At 42.0% G+C, this 13,538-nt stretch carries 18 protein-coding genes; 8 read left to right on the forward strand and 10 right to left on the reverse strand.

Going from position 1 to position 13,538, the window contains the following annotated elements; translation table 11 throughout:
* Positions 1-132: 132 nt before the first annotated feature.
* From ACLFKQ_RS19925 to petJ, 5 genes are all read right to left on the reverse strand, one after another.
* A complete protein-coding gene (locus ACLFKQ_RS19925) occupies positions 133-366 on the reverse strand; it encodes a photosystem II protein, Psb35-related (protein ID WP_449001494.1) in 234 nt (77 codons plus the stop codon).
* A gap of 164 nt (positions 367-530) precedes the next feature.
* Positions 531-1,103 (reverse strand): TIGR04376 family protein, encoded by a 573-nt coding sequence (locus tag ACLFKQ_RS19930; RefSeq protein WP_449001495.1) that lies wholly within the window; start codon positions 1,101-1,103, stop codon positions 531-533.
* Positions 1,104-1,149: 46 nt separating this feature from the next.
* Entirely contained in the window at positions 1,150-2,262 is a 1,113-nt protein-coding gene (locus tag ACLFKQ_RS19935; protein ID WP_449001496.1) for a hypothetical protein, read from the reverse strand.
* 263 nt (positions 2,263-2,525) lie between these two features.
* Positions 2,526-2,702, reverse strand: a complete 177-nt coding sequence (locus ACLFKQ_RS19940) for a hypothetical protein (protein ID WP_449001497.1) — start codon at positions 2,700-2,702, stop codon at positions 2,526-2,528.
* A gap of 121 nt (positions 2,703-2,823) precedes the next feature.
* Positions 2,824-3,156, reverse strand: a complete 333-nt coding sequence (gene petJ, locus ACLFKQ_RS19945; protein ID WP_449001498.1) for a cytochrome c6 PetJ — start codon at positions 3,154-3,156, stop codon at positions 2,824-2,826.
* A 251-nt stretch (positions 3,157-3,407) separates the two neighbouring features.
* Between petJ and petE the strand changes: the two genes are divergently transcribed.
* The gene (petE, locus tag ACLFKQ_RS19950) at positions 3,408-3,767 is read left to right on the forward strand and encodes a plastocyanin (protein WP_449001499.1); all 360 of its coding nucleotides are present in this window, start codon (positions 3,408-3,410) and stop codon (positions 3,765-3,767) included.
* Between the two features lie 140 nt (positions 3,768-3,907).
* Here the strand turns inward: petE and ACLFKQ_RS19955 are convergent, their stop codons facing one another.
* Both ACLFKQ_RS19955 and pdxH read right to left on the reverse strand, forming a co-directional pair.
* Positions 3,908-4,684 carry an ABC transporter permease gene (locus ACLFKQ_RS19955; protein ID WP_449001500.1) on the reverse strand — a complete coding sequence of 259 codons (777 nt, stop codon included), beginning with the start codon at positions 4,682-4,684 and terminating at the stop codon, positions 3,908-3,910.
* Between the two features lie 98 nt (positions 4,685-4,782).
* On the reverse strand, positions 4,783-5,430 hold the full coding sequence (gene pdxH / locus ACLFKQ_RS19960) for a pyridoxamine 5'-phosphate oxidase (protein ID WP_449001501.1): 648 nt from the start codon (positions 5,428-5,430) through the stop codon (positions 4,783-4,785).
* 64 nt (positions 5,431-5,494) lie between these two features.
* Between pdxH and ACLFKQ_RS19965 the strand changes: the two genes are divergently transcribed.
* The 3 genes from ACLFKQ_RS19965 (at position 5,495) to ACLFKQ_RS19975 (ending at position 8,809) form a co-directional block, all read left to right on the forward strand.
* Entirely contained in the window at positions 5,495-6,283 is a 789-nt protein-coding gene (locus tag ACLFKQ_RS19965) for a segregation/condensation protein A (protein WP_449001502.1), read from the forward strand.
* A gap of 82 nt (positions 6,284-6,365) precedes the next feature.
* Positions 6,366-7,526 carry a sugar phosphate nucleotidyltransferase gene (locus ACLFKQ_RS19970; protein ID WP_449001503.1) on the forward strand — a complete coding sequence of 387 codons (1,161 nt, stop codon included), beginning with the start codon at positions 6,366-6,368 and terminating at the stop codon, positions 7,524-7,526.
* A gap of 182 nt (positions 7,527-7,708) precedes the next feature.
* The gene (locus ACLFKQ_RS19975) at positions 7,709-8,809 is read left to right on the forward strand and encodes a TRAP transporter substrate-binding protein (protein WP_449001559.1); all 1,101 of its coding nucleotides are present in this window, start codon (positions 7,709-7,711) and stop codon (positions 8,807-8,809) included.
* A gap of 49 nt (positions 8,810-8,858) precedes the next feature.
* Here ACLFKQ_RS19975 and ACLFKQ_RS19980 read toward each other — a convergent pair whose 3' ends face one another.
* On the reverse strand, positions 8,859-9,143 hold the full coding sequence (locus tag ACLFKQ_RS19980; protein WP_449001504.1) for a hypothetical protein: 285 nt from the start codon (positions 9,141-9,143) through the stop codon (positions 8,859-8,861).
* Between the two features lie 141 nt (positions 9,144-9,284).
* Here ACLFKQ_RS19980 and ACLFKQ_RS19985 point away from each other — a divergent pair, with 141 nt between their 5' ends.
* From ACLFKQ_RS19985 to ACLFKQ_RS20000, 4 genes are all read left to right on the forward strand, one after another.
* A complete protein-coding gene (locus ACLFKQ_RS19985) occupies positions 9,285-9,869 on the forward strand; it encodes an alpha/beta hydrolase (protein WP_449001505.1) in 585 nt (194 codons plus the stop codon).
* 86 nt (positions 9,870-9,955) lie between these two features.
* A complete protein-coding gene (locus ACLFKQ_RS19990; RefSeq protein ID WP_449001506.1) occupies positions 9,956-10,288 on the forward strand; it encodes a hypothetical protein in 333 nt (110 codons plus the stop codon).
* 309 nt (positions 10,289-10,597) lie between these two features.
* Positions 10,598-11,650, forward strand: coding sequence for a hypothetical protein (locus ACLFKQ_RS19995; RefSeq protein ID WP_449001507.1), 1,053 nt, complete (start codon positions 10,598-10,600; stop codon positions 11,648-11,650).
* 49 nt (positions 11,651-11,699) lie between these two features.
* On the forward strand, positions 11,700-11,939 hold the full coding sequence (locus ACLFKQ_RS20000) for a hypothetical protein (protein ID WP_449001508.1): 240 nt from the start codon (positions 11,700-11,702) through the stop codon (positions 11,937-11,939).
* Positions 11,940-11,941: 2 nt separating this feature from the next.
* Here the strand turns inward: ACLFKQ_RS20000 and ACLFKQ_RS20005 are convergent, their stop codons facing one another.
* Positions 11,942-12,850: a hypothetical protein gene (locus tag ACLFKQ_RS20005; protein WP_449001509.1), complete on the reverse strand. Its 909-nt coding sequence runs from the start codon at positions 12,848-12,850 to the stop codon at positions 11,942-11,944.
* Complete coding sequence (locus ACLFKQ_RS20010) at positions 12,850-13,470, reverse strand: hypothetical protein (RefSeq protein ID WP_449001510.1); 621 nt, start codon at positions 13,468-13,470, stop codon at positions 12,850-12,852. Before ACLFKQ_RS20010 ends, ACLFKQ_RS20005 begins: the two co-directional genes overlap by 1 nt.
* Between the last annotated feature and the right edge of the window lie 68 nt (positions 13,471-13,538).

The raw sequence follows: 13,538 nt of genomic DNA on the forward strand, positions 1-13,538 counted from the left end.
TGTTTTAATTTAAAAATTAACTTACCAAAATTCTGTTTGAATCAAAGCAACCCTGTAAGCTAGATTCCGGTCAAAATAGATCGTTATTTAGCTCACAGAGTTGTTGGCTATTTCGATTCATGTAATCGCTCTTTATCTGCGAGGAAGATTGCGACTATTGTATGTATCGAGTGCTACTACGGGAATTCTTTCGGCATAATTAGTTTCTCTACCAGTAAATATTCTGGCTAATTGTTCGAAAGACTCGGATTTTAAGTTGCGTTCGTGAATTGGTTTAGTTTGTTCCCCTCTAAAGTATGCCTGAGTACCAATAATCGCAGCGGCTACCCAACCGATTGTAAATATAGCAATTAATAATGTAGTCATAACTTACCTCTTTTTGTTAATTTTTTTTATCTTATGTAAAGAATAGTAACAAAAATTTGTTTTTAATGCAAAATGTCACCTCGATCGCTCTAAGTCGATAAACGAATTGCTAACAACAGGGGTGACAGTAGGATTTAAAACCGAGTATTCGAACTTCGAACTATTCAACGGTTCATATTCTTTTTCATTTCTTCTAGTTCGGCATCCAGTTCCCATTTCTGAAATTCTGCTTCTAAAGGATCGCTGGCACGGCTATAGTTATTGCTAGCACCTCGATCCCAGCCAACGGTATAGCTACTAGTGTTACTTGTAGTTCTACTGGCTTTGACTTTTGCCAACTCAGTCTCAATCTGTCGACGCTTGTTTCGAACCTGCTGAAGTAATTCCTTTGCCTGAATGATGCGATTTTTAACTCCCTGCATTTGTCCCCAAGCTTGATTGCCCTGTCGCAATAGTGCTGCTTCTCGTTCTTGCGCCGCTTTAGCTAAATCGGGACGATTGGCACTTTCAGCTTTGCTTACTCTGCCATGCCAAGTTTGAATATCTTTGGCGATCGCTAAAATTTTATCTTGCAGACTTTTTTCTTCCAGCTGCAGCTCGGTAATAATTTTTTGAGCGTCTCGTTCCTGTTCTCTTAACTGTTCCTCAATTGCCTGAAGTTCCAAATGAGGATTATTACTGAGAAATTCATCCAGTCGTTCCTCGAGAAAGCGATCGAGATCGTCAAATAAACCCATTTTAATTATTCTAAAATATCAGAATTGTCATTGCTTAATTCATATCTTAGAACTTTTCACCGACGCTAAGAGTATGGACTTCTCCTTGATAGCTAATTTGGACTTTTTGGTCATTTAAAGAGTCTAAAATCCAACCGCTACTATGAATTTCTTGTCCTTGACTAACTTGCTCGATCGCTCCCTCGATCTCAAATAAAGCTGCAGACCGATCGCCTAATTCGAGAATCCCAATTAACGTATGCTCGCTCGTGCGTTTGCGAGCAGTAGCCGTCGCAGTGGAATAATCTGAGACTTGGGCATCCGATCTTGGTGTCGGTGCTGGTAGTGGCGGTGGTGAGGGAATTTTTAGGCTCTCTTGAGGTAGTGCTAACGGTAAAGGTTGGGAAATCGCTGTAGTTGGCTCGTTAGCCATTGAGGTTGGAGGGAAAGTGACAGGAGGCGGTGTAGTTGGAGCCGAAGCTTGAGGAGTAAATACAGGAACGTAAACTACTTGAGAATCTCGCTCGGCAACTAAATCTTGCTGGCTAGCTTGGTTGTCTATTGCCGACAGCGATCGCTCCATGTAATCGATAAATTCGGCATCAGATTTTGACAAGACTACAGGTTGTTTTCCTCTCAGTATTACTGATAGGTATTCGCTGTGGTGTCCGAAGAGCCACCCCATAACCACAATCAGATAGCCGCAGGAACAAATTAATAAAATTTTACTTAAGTAGTTACGGTGGGGTTGAGATCGCTCTTTGAAGGCTTCTGTAATACCAGAAGAGGGAGCTATGGCTGATAATTCTAAATCGTAAGAACTCGCTGATGGCTCTATTTGGTACCATTGAGCGGTAATGGTAGCAACAGTGTCATCAGGTGTAGCTAAAGCAGAACTGACAGCTGAGGATTCTGAAGTTTCCTCAGAATTTGTATACTTAGATAAATTAGAAGAATTTAAGCGTTCGCAATCTTTCGACACCGATTTAGCTGGCAACTCTTGCTGAGTAAAAGTCGAGCCAGAATTTAAATTAGGTTCTGGGTAACGAGCTTGCTGCAAAAGATTTGATGAGCCAGATAAACTCAAAGTGTAGATAAAAGAAAACTTTTCCTTTTTGGGCTGACGGCTGACATCCACGATTTTCGAATCTGCTATTAGTAAGTAGATTAACTCGTTCAAGGTAAGCCCAAGTTATGGCTGTTGCCATAGTAATTACCCAGAAATTAAACTCCCCCGTGTGCTTTAATAGTTAGTGTAATTACTCAATCGCACTCTGAAAATCTTCTCTAATTAGAGAAGTAGAGTTTACGAAATTAAGAGTATTGTATTAGGGATCGACAACCCATATTCACGGAGCTATAAACAAGATCTCGTTTTCTCCTCAAACTACCGATCGCCAAATAGACATGTTACGATGCTATCGGCAATTGATTCACCCACAGTTAACGATCTTCGATTGCTAGAATCATATCATTCGTATGGTGAAACAACCTTTGACTTACCGGTGCGGGAATCATCTCACCCCGAAAATCCAGTAATTGAACGACGATTAAATAAGCGATCGCGATTAAAATTGAAATCGCTCCCGTAATAATTGCCAGTAGTTTGCCTCGATCCATAATAAATTTCCCTCTAGTCCTACAATACTATTGTTTCACAGATAAATTAGTCCCCAACCTTGAGATGAAAGATTGGGGAGCTAAAAAACAAATCGGACTTATCGATTACCTCGAGCAAACTTTACCAACCCTCTTCTGCTTTGGTAAGCACGTAGGTAGCTACATCCTCTATTTGTTGATCTTTCAAACGTCCTCTAAAAGCTGGCATGGCATTTTTGCCATTGTAAATTTGATTGGTAATCGCTGCTAAAGAGTTCATGCCATATTTCTCTAGGTCATCTTTTTTTAAGGTTTTGTTACCCTGGATAACATTTTTCCCACCAGCATGACAAGCGGCACAGTTAGCACTAAAAACTTTAGCACCATTGCTGGCATCTCCTGCTAATGCGGGAGTAGCAAAAGTCAACATAACGGCTATTGACAGTAGGGAAAATATTGATATTAGATTACGCAAGACAGTTTCTCCTCTTTGGTTTTAGTATGAGTCAAAAGCAGATTGTCAGAGAAAACGTCGCTTCCGTCAAAAGACAATTTGTCAAAGTTTTACATTTGGTCAAACTTCTGTTGTACCATGATCTATAGGGAATACATCGATAAAAATTCCCTCTTTTTTCGAGCAGTAATTAGTTTGATGCTGCTTTTGTTCTTACACCTTTAGAACATCGAGTAAAAAAACTGATATAGATTGTAGAGATTCAAGCACAAATGACTAAGAAACTAAGTTTATTATTGTCCGTCGTCATCATCGCAATTGCTAGTTTTTGCTTTAATGTAAATCCCGTGGCTGCAGAAACCTATGAAGTAAAAATGGGTACTGATAGAGGAATGTTGAAATTCGAACCTGAAACTATCACTATCAGTAAAGGAGATACCGTTAAGTGGGTTAACAACAAAATGGCTCCTCACAACGTAGTTTTCTCGGACGATAATGTCAAATCTCACAAACAGCTAGTATTTTCTCCTGGTGATTCGTTTGAAACTACTTTTAAAGAAGCTGGAGAATATTCTTACTATTGCCAACCCCATCGTGGTGCGGGAATGGTTGGTAAAGTTGTCGTTCAATAAGTACGAGGAAAACGTAATTTAGCCACGAGTTAAATTTAATACGGCTAAGGGAAGGCAGATCTAAATCTAGATTAGATTCCTTCCCTTTTTATCTTTTTATATTTAGAGGCTAGAGGCTGAAAGGCGATCGCTGATGGTCGTTAATCAACAAGCTGTAAATCGCGGTTGAAAAAATTGCGGTATACTCCTTGAGTTACCAAAACCGCAACCAACAAGTTAGTTAAGACGATCGCAAATAAAATTAAAATCTGATAGGAAGCGGCATCGCGAGGATTAACTCCCCCCAATACCTGTCCGGTAAACATTCCTGGCAAACTAACCAACCCGACAACCATCATGTTATTTAAAGTAGGAATCAAGCCAGTGGCGATCGCTTCTCTTTGATAATTAGCGATGGCTTGTTTGGGAGTAGCACCGAGTGATAGATGAGTTTCAATTGCCAAACGATTTTGTCTAATGGCGTTAACCAAACGTTCCCCTGCAAGTGAAGCGCCATTCATAGCATTGCCAAATAACATTCCAGCCAAAGGTATGAGGTATTGCGGTTCGTACCATCTGTCGGGTTGAACGATTAAGAAAATTACGTAACCAAGAGTAAAGGCACTACTAGCTACTAGGGATAGTAAAACCAGAGGTAACAAACCCCGCATTTTTTTATCGATGCGGTTGCGAGCTACTATTGAGGCAATCCCAATCATTACTGCCAAAATACTCAGCACCGCAACGGGATTATCGAGAGCAAAAACCAAATCGAGAACGTAGCCGACGACAATTAGTTGGAGCAATGCTCGCACCCCACCAAAAGCTAGCTGTCGTTCTAATTGCAGTCTTTGCCACAATGAAAGCGCGATCGCGATTCCGATAATTCCCAGTGCTAAAATCAGATCGATTGAATCGAGTTCGATAAAATTATCCACGTTAATTCACTGAAAATAATCTAATGAGGACGGCGCTCGTAGTCTTGTTATTTCTGGCTAGCGAGCGAGTCGCAGTTTGAGTTTTAATTCAAAACCGCTCAGGGAGACAAGCGATCTATCCGCCAGTTGCCATTAGCTTGGCGCGAATACAATAAACGGTCGTGGAGACGATTGGGACGACCTTGCCAAAATTCAATTTGGTTGGGAATTACGCGGAAACCTCCCCAATTAGAGGGGCGAGGAATTTCGGTCGCATCGGCATATTTAGCAGTCAGAGCCGCCAAATTCTCGTCTAATACTTGACGATTGGCAATAATTTCGCTTTGATTTGAAGCTAATGCTCCCAATTGAGAAGCTCTAGGGCGACTGTAAAAATAGTCATCAGATTCTTTGGCGGTAAGTTTCTCCACTTCTCCTTCTATTCGTATCTGTCGTTCTAGTTTATCCCACAAAAACACCAAAGCGGCATAGGGATTAGCAGTAAGCTGTTTGGCCTTGACACTTTGATAGTTGGTATAAAACACAAAACCGCGAGCGCTAAATCCTTTAAGCAAGACGATTCGGGCTGTAGGCTTGCCATCAGGAGTCGCAGTAGCCAGAGTCATGGCATTAGGTTCGCGAATTTTTGCATTTAAGGCTTGTTGAAACCAAACAGCAAATTGTCGGATCGGGTCTGAAGCGACATCTGTTACTTCTAGTCCTGCAAGAGTATAATTTTGGCGTAAATTAGCAATCGATGAATTCACCTTGACCTTATATTTGGTTTAACTTAGATCTCAAACTTCATAATATATATCTTTACACGATCTTATGAACGTAACTCCAGCACAAGAAGCGATCGCCAATTTAATTGACTTAGCCGAACGAGGAGAGATCGATCCTTGGAACGTTTCGGTAATCGCGATTATCGATCGCTTTCTAGCCGAATTGGGCTTGACTGAAGCAGGGCGACAGCCTCAATTGAAACCGGATTTACCCCAGTCGGGGCAAGCATTTTTGTGGGCTTCGATGTTAGTTTTGCTCAAAGCCGATACCCTCGAGCTACTACAAAGCGAGTCAGAAACCGAACTAGATGTCGAACTGTTAGAAACAGAATCAGAATTAGTTGAAATCAGAAACTTGCGTTCGCTTCCGGCTAACATCGAGCAACATCTTCGTCGAAGAACTTCCGTGCGCTCATTAGCCAAACGCCGTGTCACCTTACCAGAATTAATCGAACAACTAGAACATATTGCCGCCGAAATCGAAGCCATCGCTACCAAGAGTCGACCCAAACGTTCTACGAGCTCTCGTAACGCTGCAGTTAAAGCGATCGCTCAACTAGCTCACAATGAAAATCTTACCGAACTAGCACTGCAACTAGAACGCTTTTTCTGTCTCGCTCTTCCTCAATTAGCACCAGAACGAGATTACCTGGAATGGGAGCAACTGTTACAAATGTGGCAGTCCGATAAATCTACAGATTCAAACCACTCTAATTCAGACAGAGCGGGTGTTTTTTGGGCTTTGTTATTATTGTCTGCCCAGTCGAAAGTAGAGCTATACCAGGAAGAGTTTTACCAAGACTTGAGCATTCGACCGTTAAATTACTTCGGTTAAACTGTTACCCTAGCTAATATAAATTGATAAACTGAAAGAGTTTTAAATTGATACTTAAGCGTTTGGTTGAGGAGAAGCTTTCATGAAAGCCATGATTCTGGCGGCTGGTAAAGGCACTCGCGTTCGTCCCATTACTTATACAATTCCCAAACCTCTGATTCCTATCCTGCAAAAGCCAGTAATGGAGTTTTTGTTAGAACTTTTGCGACAACATGGCTTCGATCAAATCATGGTAAACGTCAGCCATCTCGCTCACGAAATCGAAGGATATTTTCGCGATGGGCAACGCTTTGGAGTCAATATCGGCTATTCTTTTGAAGGGCGAATTGTCGACGGTGAATTAGTGGGAGAAGCTCTGGGTTCGGCAGGCGGTTTGAGAAAAATTCAGGATTTTAATACTTTCTTTGACGATACTTTTGTAGTACTGTGCGGAGACGCACTCATCGATCTCGATCTGACCGCTGCAGTCAAACAACACCGCCAAAAAGGCGCGATCGCCACTGTAGTAACTAAAAAAGTTCCCAAACAAGATGTTCCCAGCTACGGTGTAGTAGTTACTGATGACGAGGGACGCATTAAATCGTTTCAGGAAAAACCTGCTGTCGAAGAAGCTTTGAGCACTGATATTAATACGGGCATTTATATTTTCGAACCCGAAATATTTGACTATATTCCTCCCCAGAAAAAGTACGATATCGGGGGAGAGCTGTTTCCCAAGCTAGTAAAAGCTCGTGCTCCTTTTTACGCCATTTCTATGGATTTTGAGTGGGTAGATATCGGTAAAGTTCCCGACTACTGGCACGCGATTCGCGGCGTTTTACAACGAGAAATCAAAAACGTTAGTATTCCTGGAACTGAAGTAGCACCGGGAATTTATACTGGTCTGAATACAGCGGTTAACTGGGATAAGGTAGACATCACCGGTCCCGTCTATATTGGCGGTATGACTAAAATTGAAGATGGGGCAAAGATTATCGGTCCGACGATGATCGGTCCTAATTGCTGGATTTGTAGTGGCGCAACTGTAGATAATAGCGTGATTTTCGAATATTCTCGTTTGGGTGAAGGAGTTCGTTTAGTAGATAAGTTGGTATTCGGTCGCTATTGTGTCGATAAAACGGGAGCGGCGATCGACGTGCAGGCTGCAGCCTTAGATTGGCTGATTACTGATACTCGTCAAAGTCCACCCGAGCGCGAGATCGCCGAACACAAAGTAATTAAGGACTTATTGAAAGAGGGATAAAGACTCTTCAGAATTGTTGAAAATTATTTCGAGTATTGGCAAACTAGTCAGTCAATTAGGTTGCGCTCGACAAACTCTAGTTAAGCGAGGTTTCAGAATATGTCAAACCTCGTAATTTGTCTGTATACTTTGGTACAATCGTCGATCCATTGGGAGCGGTATTACAGACGAGACGAATTAATATGAAACGCAGAAGAATACTCAATAAGCTAGCGATCGCCACGACTACCAGCACGACTTTAATTGCTTGCGGTCAAACTAATAATAGTTCTGATGTCGCAGCCAACGATCTGCCCAATCTTCGCTGGCGCATGGTTACTAGTTGGCCAAAATCTCTCGATACGATCTTTGGGGGAGCGCGGACTATATGCGATCGCGTTGCGGCAATGACTGGAGGACGCTTCACCATCGAACCCTACGCCGCAGGAGAAATAGTTCCTGGTTTGGAGGTTTTGGATGCAGTTCAGAATGGCACGGTGGAGTGCGGACATACAGCTAGTTATTACTATTTAGGCAAAAATCCCGCTTTAGCTTTTGGAACTACCGTACCTTTTGGGCTCAATGCCCAACAACAAAACGCTTGGCTCTATTACGGTGGCGGGTTAGAAGCCATGCAAGAACTGTATGCCGACTTTAACATAATTAATTTTCCCGCCGGTAATAGTGGTGCCCAAATGGGAGGCTGGTTCAAGCAAGAGATTCAATCTTTAAGCGATCTCAATGGCTTAAAAATGCGGATTCCTGGTTTAGGAGGCAAAGTAATGTCTCGTCTGGGAGTTAACGTTCAGGTTTTACCCGGTGGAGAAGTATATTTAGCTCTCGAAAGAGGCGCGATCGATGCTGCCGAATGGGTAGGTCCCTACGACGATAAAAAGCTAGGTTTAGATCGTGCTGCAACTTATTACTATTATCCCGGTTGGTGGGAGCCAGGATCGACTTTTGAAGTACAGGTAAATAGATCGCAATGGGATAAGTTGCCCGTAGAATACCAAGAAATTTTTAAAACGGCAGCGATGGAGGCAAATTTAAATATGCTGGCTAAATACGACGCGCTCAATCGAGAAGCATTACAAAGCTTGGTAGCTAGCGGAACTAAATTGACTCCTTACTCTTCGGAAATTTTACAGGCGGCACAGACTGCAGCTTTCGATCTCTATGAAGAAAATTCCAGTCAAGATACTGCATTTAACCGAGTCTACGAACAGTGGAAACAGTTCCGCGACTCAGTGATTCAGTGGAACCAAATTAACCAATTGAGTTATGACAATTTTGTATCTCAATAATCGCTCTAAATCGCTAGGGTGATTGAACTTTGGGCGATCGCCTGTCCGATTATCTGCTTTTTAATGCCAGTAGGCGATTGGTCTGGCGGTCGCTCTTGCCAATTTTGGGCAATTCTACCGTATTTTTAGCGGTGGGCATTGGCTCTCCACTCTGCAAGACTCGAACATCGATATTGACGCTGATTAAATAAGAACCAGCTCGCTCTCCCACAGCTTTAGCGATCGCTGCTGTAAGATCCGGACGTTCTCCAGTCAGGGGATTTCTCAATACGCAGCGATCCCAACTGCTGGCTGCTTGAGGATTTAAATTGAGAATATAGTGTTCGGTCGTCATTACTTCCTCGCTGATTCATTCTAGTTGCTTAGTACATTTATACCATAAAAAGTGCGATTGAGCCAGAGTTAACTTAAAATCGCATTAATTGAGGCAAGCGATCGTATCTTAGAGAAAATAAGCTGGAGACAAGTTAAGCCAATGCTGGATCAGAAAATAATTCGCCGGTCGGTCAAAATTAACCTGGCGTTGTTTGTTGGTAGTATATTTACCTTGATTTACAGCCATCGAGTTACAGCGGCAGAAAAAATTACTTTTGAGTATGGGATAGCAACTCAATCAGTGACGTTCGAAGAATTAGAAACCTTTGCTAACACTGGAACGATGTCTCCCAGTCTGAGATTTTTATTTAAATTCAGCAAGCAAGATCCTCGAGTTGTTCGATGGATTTTAACTCAACAATTTCCCGCCGATGTCAGAATTATTAGTAACGTACTCAATAGCGCACCGGGAGAATATATTCTCGATCAATCTACTAATGCGGTTACGATCAGAAGCGATCGCGCCAACGCCAAAGCCTTAAGAGGAGCGTTAATTGCAGCCGCCAGTGACGATAATAAAGTATCTTTATTAGAAGTATTAGATAATTATCCGACTCGTCAAGTCTACGTCGATGGCAAATTATTTTCTAAAAGAAGGCGCAATTTTCTCAATTTTGTGATGGAAGCAGAAAAATATATTAAAATTCCCAGGGAAATTATCGAAGATTTCTTAAATAATTCGTAAATTTTAGAGTTTTGTCATTTTGTTGCTAGCTCATCAATAAAATGAGTCATAAGATTGTGTATTAATAAGCCTACCAACCGACCTGAATGCTAACTTATCCCGATCGATCTCTTCAAGTCAAAAAAATCTCTGCAGAAGAAAGAAAAAAACAAGAGCGAATGCGCGATGTTCTACTACTACTGCAGCAGCTTGTAGAGAGAGAAGAAATAACGCTCAAACTGATTATCGACTGTCTTTATGATGTAGGTTCGATTAACCTAGCCAACAAAAAACTACAAAATCGACAACTAAATCGAATTATGAAAGCGATCGCCACAATGTTAAAACCTGCTTTTAGAGTGATTGCTTTGATCTGGGTAAAAAAAAACCTACCTGTTTTGGTCACAGACTGGCTAGAGCAACAGGTTTCGTTTAAGTAATGTTGACAAGCGCTCGAAACAATAGAAGTATCTGAAAATCAAAGGCGATCGCCTCAAAGCGACAGCAAAAAATGACTTGAAATATTGGTAATCTCTTTGGCGCTCAGCTAAGGTGCTTGTCGTTTAAAGAATAAATACTACAATGGCATTCTTAAGTTTTAAACCGTTAGATACAAAAATAGCTCTAGCGATTGGCACCGCCTCAAACAGCTTAAGTCACTTCTGATAATTTTAAGAATCGGCAACAAAAATACTCGCGAGCGACACAAATGTAGGATAATAACATTTCTAACTACATTGTTTACCTCGATGAACATCAAGGCAGTTACTAAAGCCACTCTCATTATGGTTTTGAGCTTAGCGTTGCCCTTAAAGTCTGAAACGCTTCTACAAGCTAAGACCAATGGACTGACAAAGGATCTGGTTTCCCAAGACGACTGGCAACTATGGACTTCTGAATCAGGTTTATTTTCCATTCAGATGCCCGAACGACCTGAAGAACAGACCAAAGAAACTCGAATCTTAGGAAATCCTACTAACTGGACGTTATTTAAACTCAACCAAGATTCTGATGTTTATGCGGTAGCTTATCTCGATCTGACAGAAGAAGTACTGGAACGAGGAGCTCAAGACACTCTCGAAAGTCTTAAAAATGCTATACTTAGTCCCCTCGGTCTCCAAGAATTAGATCTTAGAGGACGCAGGATCGAACTAAATAATTATCCCGGTCGAGAATTTCTAGGCATTCAATCGGGGAAAGTGACTACTGTTCGACTATACCTAGTAGGTCAACGCTTATACGGATTGGTTGCAGCTTCAGACACGACAGCCAAGATTAATCAATTCCTTAATTCTTTTGAAGTCGAATCTGCCTGGAAATCCGTTAGTTCCGATTTAGGAAACTTTGAGGTTCGTTTGCCAACCACTCCCACAACTGAAATCGAACAACTTCAGGTCGATAACAAACAACTCACCTGGAATTTTTGGCGAGCTGCAGTTATGGATGCAATTGATAACCAGGCCGAGGTCATTAATGAGAGCGAGACTGAATCAGAAAATCTGTATGCCGTTGGTTATGCCAACCTACCCTCTGACTGGAATCAGCGAGACAGCAAAAATCTCTTAAATCAAGTTGCTTCTACTTTGTTAGAGCGACTGAATTTGCAGCTCCTGAGCGATGACGGTCGAGAAATTACTCTCGGTGACAATCCGGGACGGGAGTTTCTGGGCATTGGTCGAGGACGAATTTTTGCCGTCAGGCTCTATCAAGTAGAGCAACAACTGTATGGGTTAATTACTGTAACTGACGATGTAACTGATGTCGAACGCTTTTTTAATTCATTTCAGTTACGGGAGCTGTAAAAATAAAATATTCTCAAAATTCTCAAACTGTTAAAAGAGGTATTTAATCATGACGAGATATATATTGTTAGGAATTGTAGCAGTTGCTTTATTTGCGATCGCCCCTTACATGAGCTTGGCTCGCAAACCTTCTCTGGCATCACCCAAAGCTAGAGTCGAACTTAACGGTATCTTTGACGAGGTTGCCGAAGCAGGAGAAAAAATTGGTCGTATAGATGAAAAAGCCGAAACCGTGCGAGACTCTGGGGAAGAATTTATGGATGATGTGAGAGAAGAATGGGAAGAATAAAGCTAACTGGTTAGGGGATTCCAGGAAAGGCGAGCCAGTTGAAGTAATCCAAATAGACAGATATAAACCATCGCTTTAGCTCTCGAATCAGGATGACACTGAGCCAATCCCATAACGATCAGAATATAGGCAAATCCCAACACTGGAAGCAAAAAATAGGTAGTGGCAATAAATAAAATTAGTAGCCAATCACGCAGGCGAAATAAAAGGCGCAAACTGCTGGCTAAGAAGGCGACAGCGACAATACCTTCAATAAACAATGTCCAATAAGATGCAACTAAAGTAAGTAATTTCAGCCGTGGACTGGAGGATAGAGTAACGCTTGCTAGAGTTTGAGGATATCGAGCCAAAATCGCTTCTAACAGTCGATTCTGCGGTAAAGTATCGGGAGATAAGCCACCAATGACAGTAGCAAATGCTTCTACTCGCTCTTCTATCAAGAAGGTGTAGTGTAGAAAAGCACCGTTCCAGTATTCTCCTGCCAGTATTTTCCAAGCGGTTGCAAACAAAAAGGTTAACCCAATCAGCAGCCGTCCATTCCATGCCAAAACTCGATTGGGATCTTTAGAAGCTACAGCCAAAGCACAAACTAAACACCAGTAACTAATCAAAATTTTGTGATTGTCAATCCAGAGCCAATCGGTAGCATTAACCCACCAAACCAATCCACAAACGAAGGCCCACAGTATTTGGTTCGTCAAAAAACTGGGTGCGAGCAACATTAAACCGCATACGATCCGCAAAGGCACATCAAGAAATACCGTACTAGAACCGTAGAGCATCAACAGAAGCGAAGTGAGCCGCAATACCAACAAATAACGCGGTTGAGTTAGTAATTCTGGTAGCGCTTGAGAGCGAAATTCAGAGCTAGAAGCCACTCGAGCAAGAGGCTTAGAAGAGATTTTTTTCATCAACGCCATACTCCTGTCTCAATGACCTGACTGCAAGGTTCAGCCCAGAGGCGATACTGAGTTGGGTCAAATTTTAACCTCCACCATTGCAATCTTACTGCTTTGAGAGATTTAACTGCCTTCGGTACGACTGGATCGTAGTCAGATTTGAGTCGATACAAAGGCTGAGATATCAGAGAAGCAGCTCTAGCTGTTGAAATTTCATCATCGAGATTGCCACTCGTCTTAAAGTATTGATTTTCTGCTTTAAGTTTTTGATAAACAGCTTGTCGTCGAATCGTTGTCGGAACAATCGGTCGGGCGAGCAACTGAGTTGCAATGTGCTCGAGGTCTGATTGTCGAGGTAAAGCACTGATACGTCTCAGGGTTCGAACATCTAACCCACTAGACAAATCTAAGGGAAGAATTTGTCCATCTAGAGTTAATCCCTCTGCCCAAATAACTCGCATGGTAGGAGAGTCAATCGCAGAAAACATTCCAAATCCTCCTCCTTTCCAGGGAGTAAGACTGGCTGTTCGAGCTAAATAGATTTGCGTGAGAGCAACCCCAATCAGAATTAAAGATGGCAGCCAGCGTTCGATCCAGTGCCAAAGGCGATCGCTAAAACCAAAATAGCTCATAAGCGTTGCTTTTTATCCAAATAAAACTTTCGATCTTCTTTATAATCGCCGATAAGTTATGCCTTTAT

It is taken from the genome of Myxosarcina sp. GI1(2024), assembly GCF_053543375.1.

Coding starts and splice junctions, on each gene's coding strand:
- ACLFKQ_RS20010 (WP_449001510.1), bottom strand. CDS start 13,470: ATGAGCTATTTTGGTTTTAGCGATCGCCTTTGGCACTGGATCGAACGC.
- ACLFKQ_RS19930 (WP_449001495.1), bottom strand. CDS start 1,103: ATGGGTTTATTTGACGATCTCGATCGCTTTCTCGAGGAACGACTGGAT.
- ACLFKQ_RS19995 (WP_449001507.1), top strand. CDS start 10,598: ATGAACATCAAGGCAGTTACTAAAGCCACTCTCATTATGGTTTTGAGC.
- ACLFKQ_RS20000 (WP_449001508.1), top strand. CDS start 11,700: ATGACGAGATATATATTGTTAGGAATTGTAGCAGTTGCTTTATTTGCG.
- ACLFKQ_RS19965 (WP_449001502.1), top strand. CDS start 5,495: ATGAACGTAACTCCAGCACAAGAAGCGATCGCCAATTTAATTGACTTA.
- ACLFKQ_RS19985 (WP_449001505.1), top strand. CDS start 9,285: ATGCTGGATCAGAAAATAATTCGCCGGTCGGTCAAAATTAACCTGGCG.
- ACLFKQ_RS19975 (WP_449001559.1), top strand. CDS start 7,709: ATGAAACGCAGAAGAATACTCAATAAGCTAGCGATCGCCACGACTACC.
- ACLFKQ_RS19980 (WP_449001504.1), bottom strand. CDS start 9,143: ATGACGACCGAACACTATATTCTCAATTTAAATCCTCAAGCAGCCAGC.
- ACLFKQ_RS20005 (WP_449001509.1), bottom strand. CDS start 12,850: ATGAAAAAAATCTCTTCTAAGCCTCTTGCTCGAGTGGCTTCTAGCTCT.
- ACLFKQ_RS19970 (WP_449001503.1), top strand. CDS start 6,366: ATGAAAGCCATGATTCTGGCGGCTGGTAAAGGCACTCGCGTTCGTCCC.
- ACLFKQ_RS19990 (WP_449001506.1), top strand. CDS start 9,956: ATGCTAACTTATCCCGATCGATCTCTTCAAGTCAAAAAAATCTCTGCA.
- petE (WP_449001499.1), top strand. CDS start 3,408: ATGACTAAGAAACTAAGTTTATTATTGTCCGTCGTCATCATCGCAATT.
- ACLFKQ_RS19940 (WP_449001497.1), bottom strand. CDS start 2,702: ATGGATCGAGGCAAACTACTGGCAATTATTACGGGAGCGATTTCAATT.
- ACLFKQ_RS19925 (WP_449001494.1), bottom strand. CDS start 366: ATGACTACATTATTAATTGCTATATTTACAATCGGTTGGGTAGCCGCT.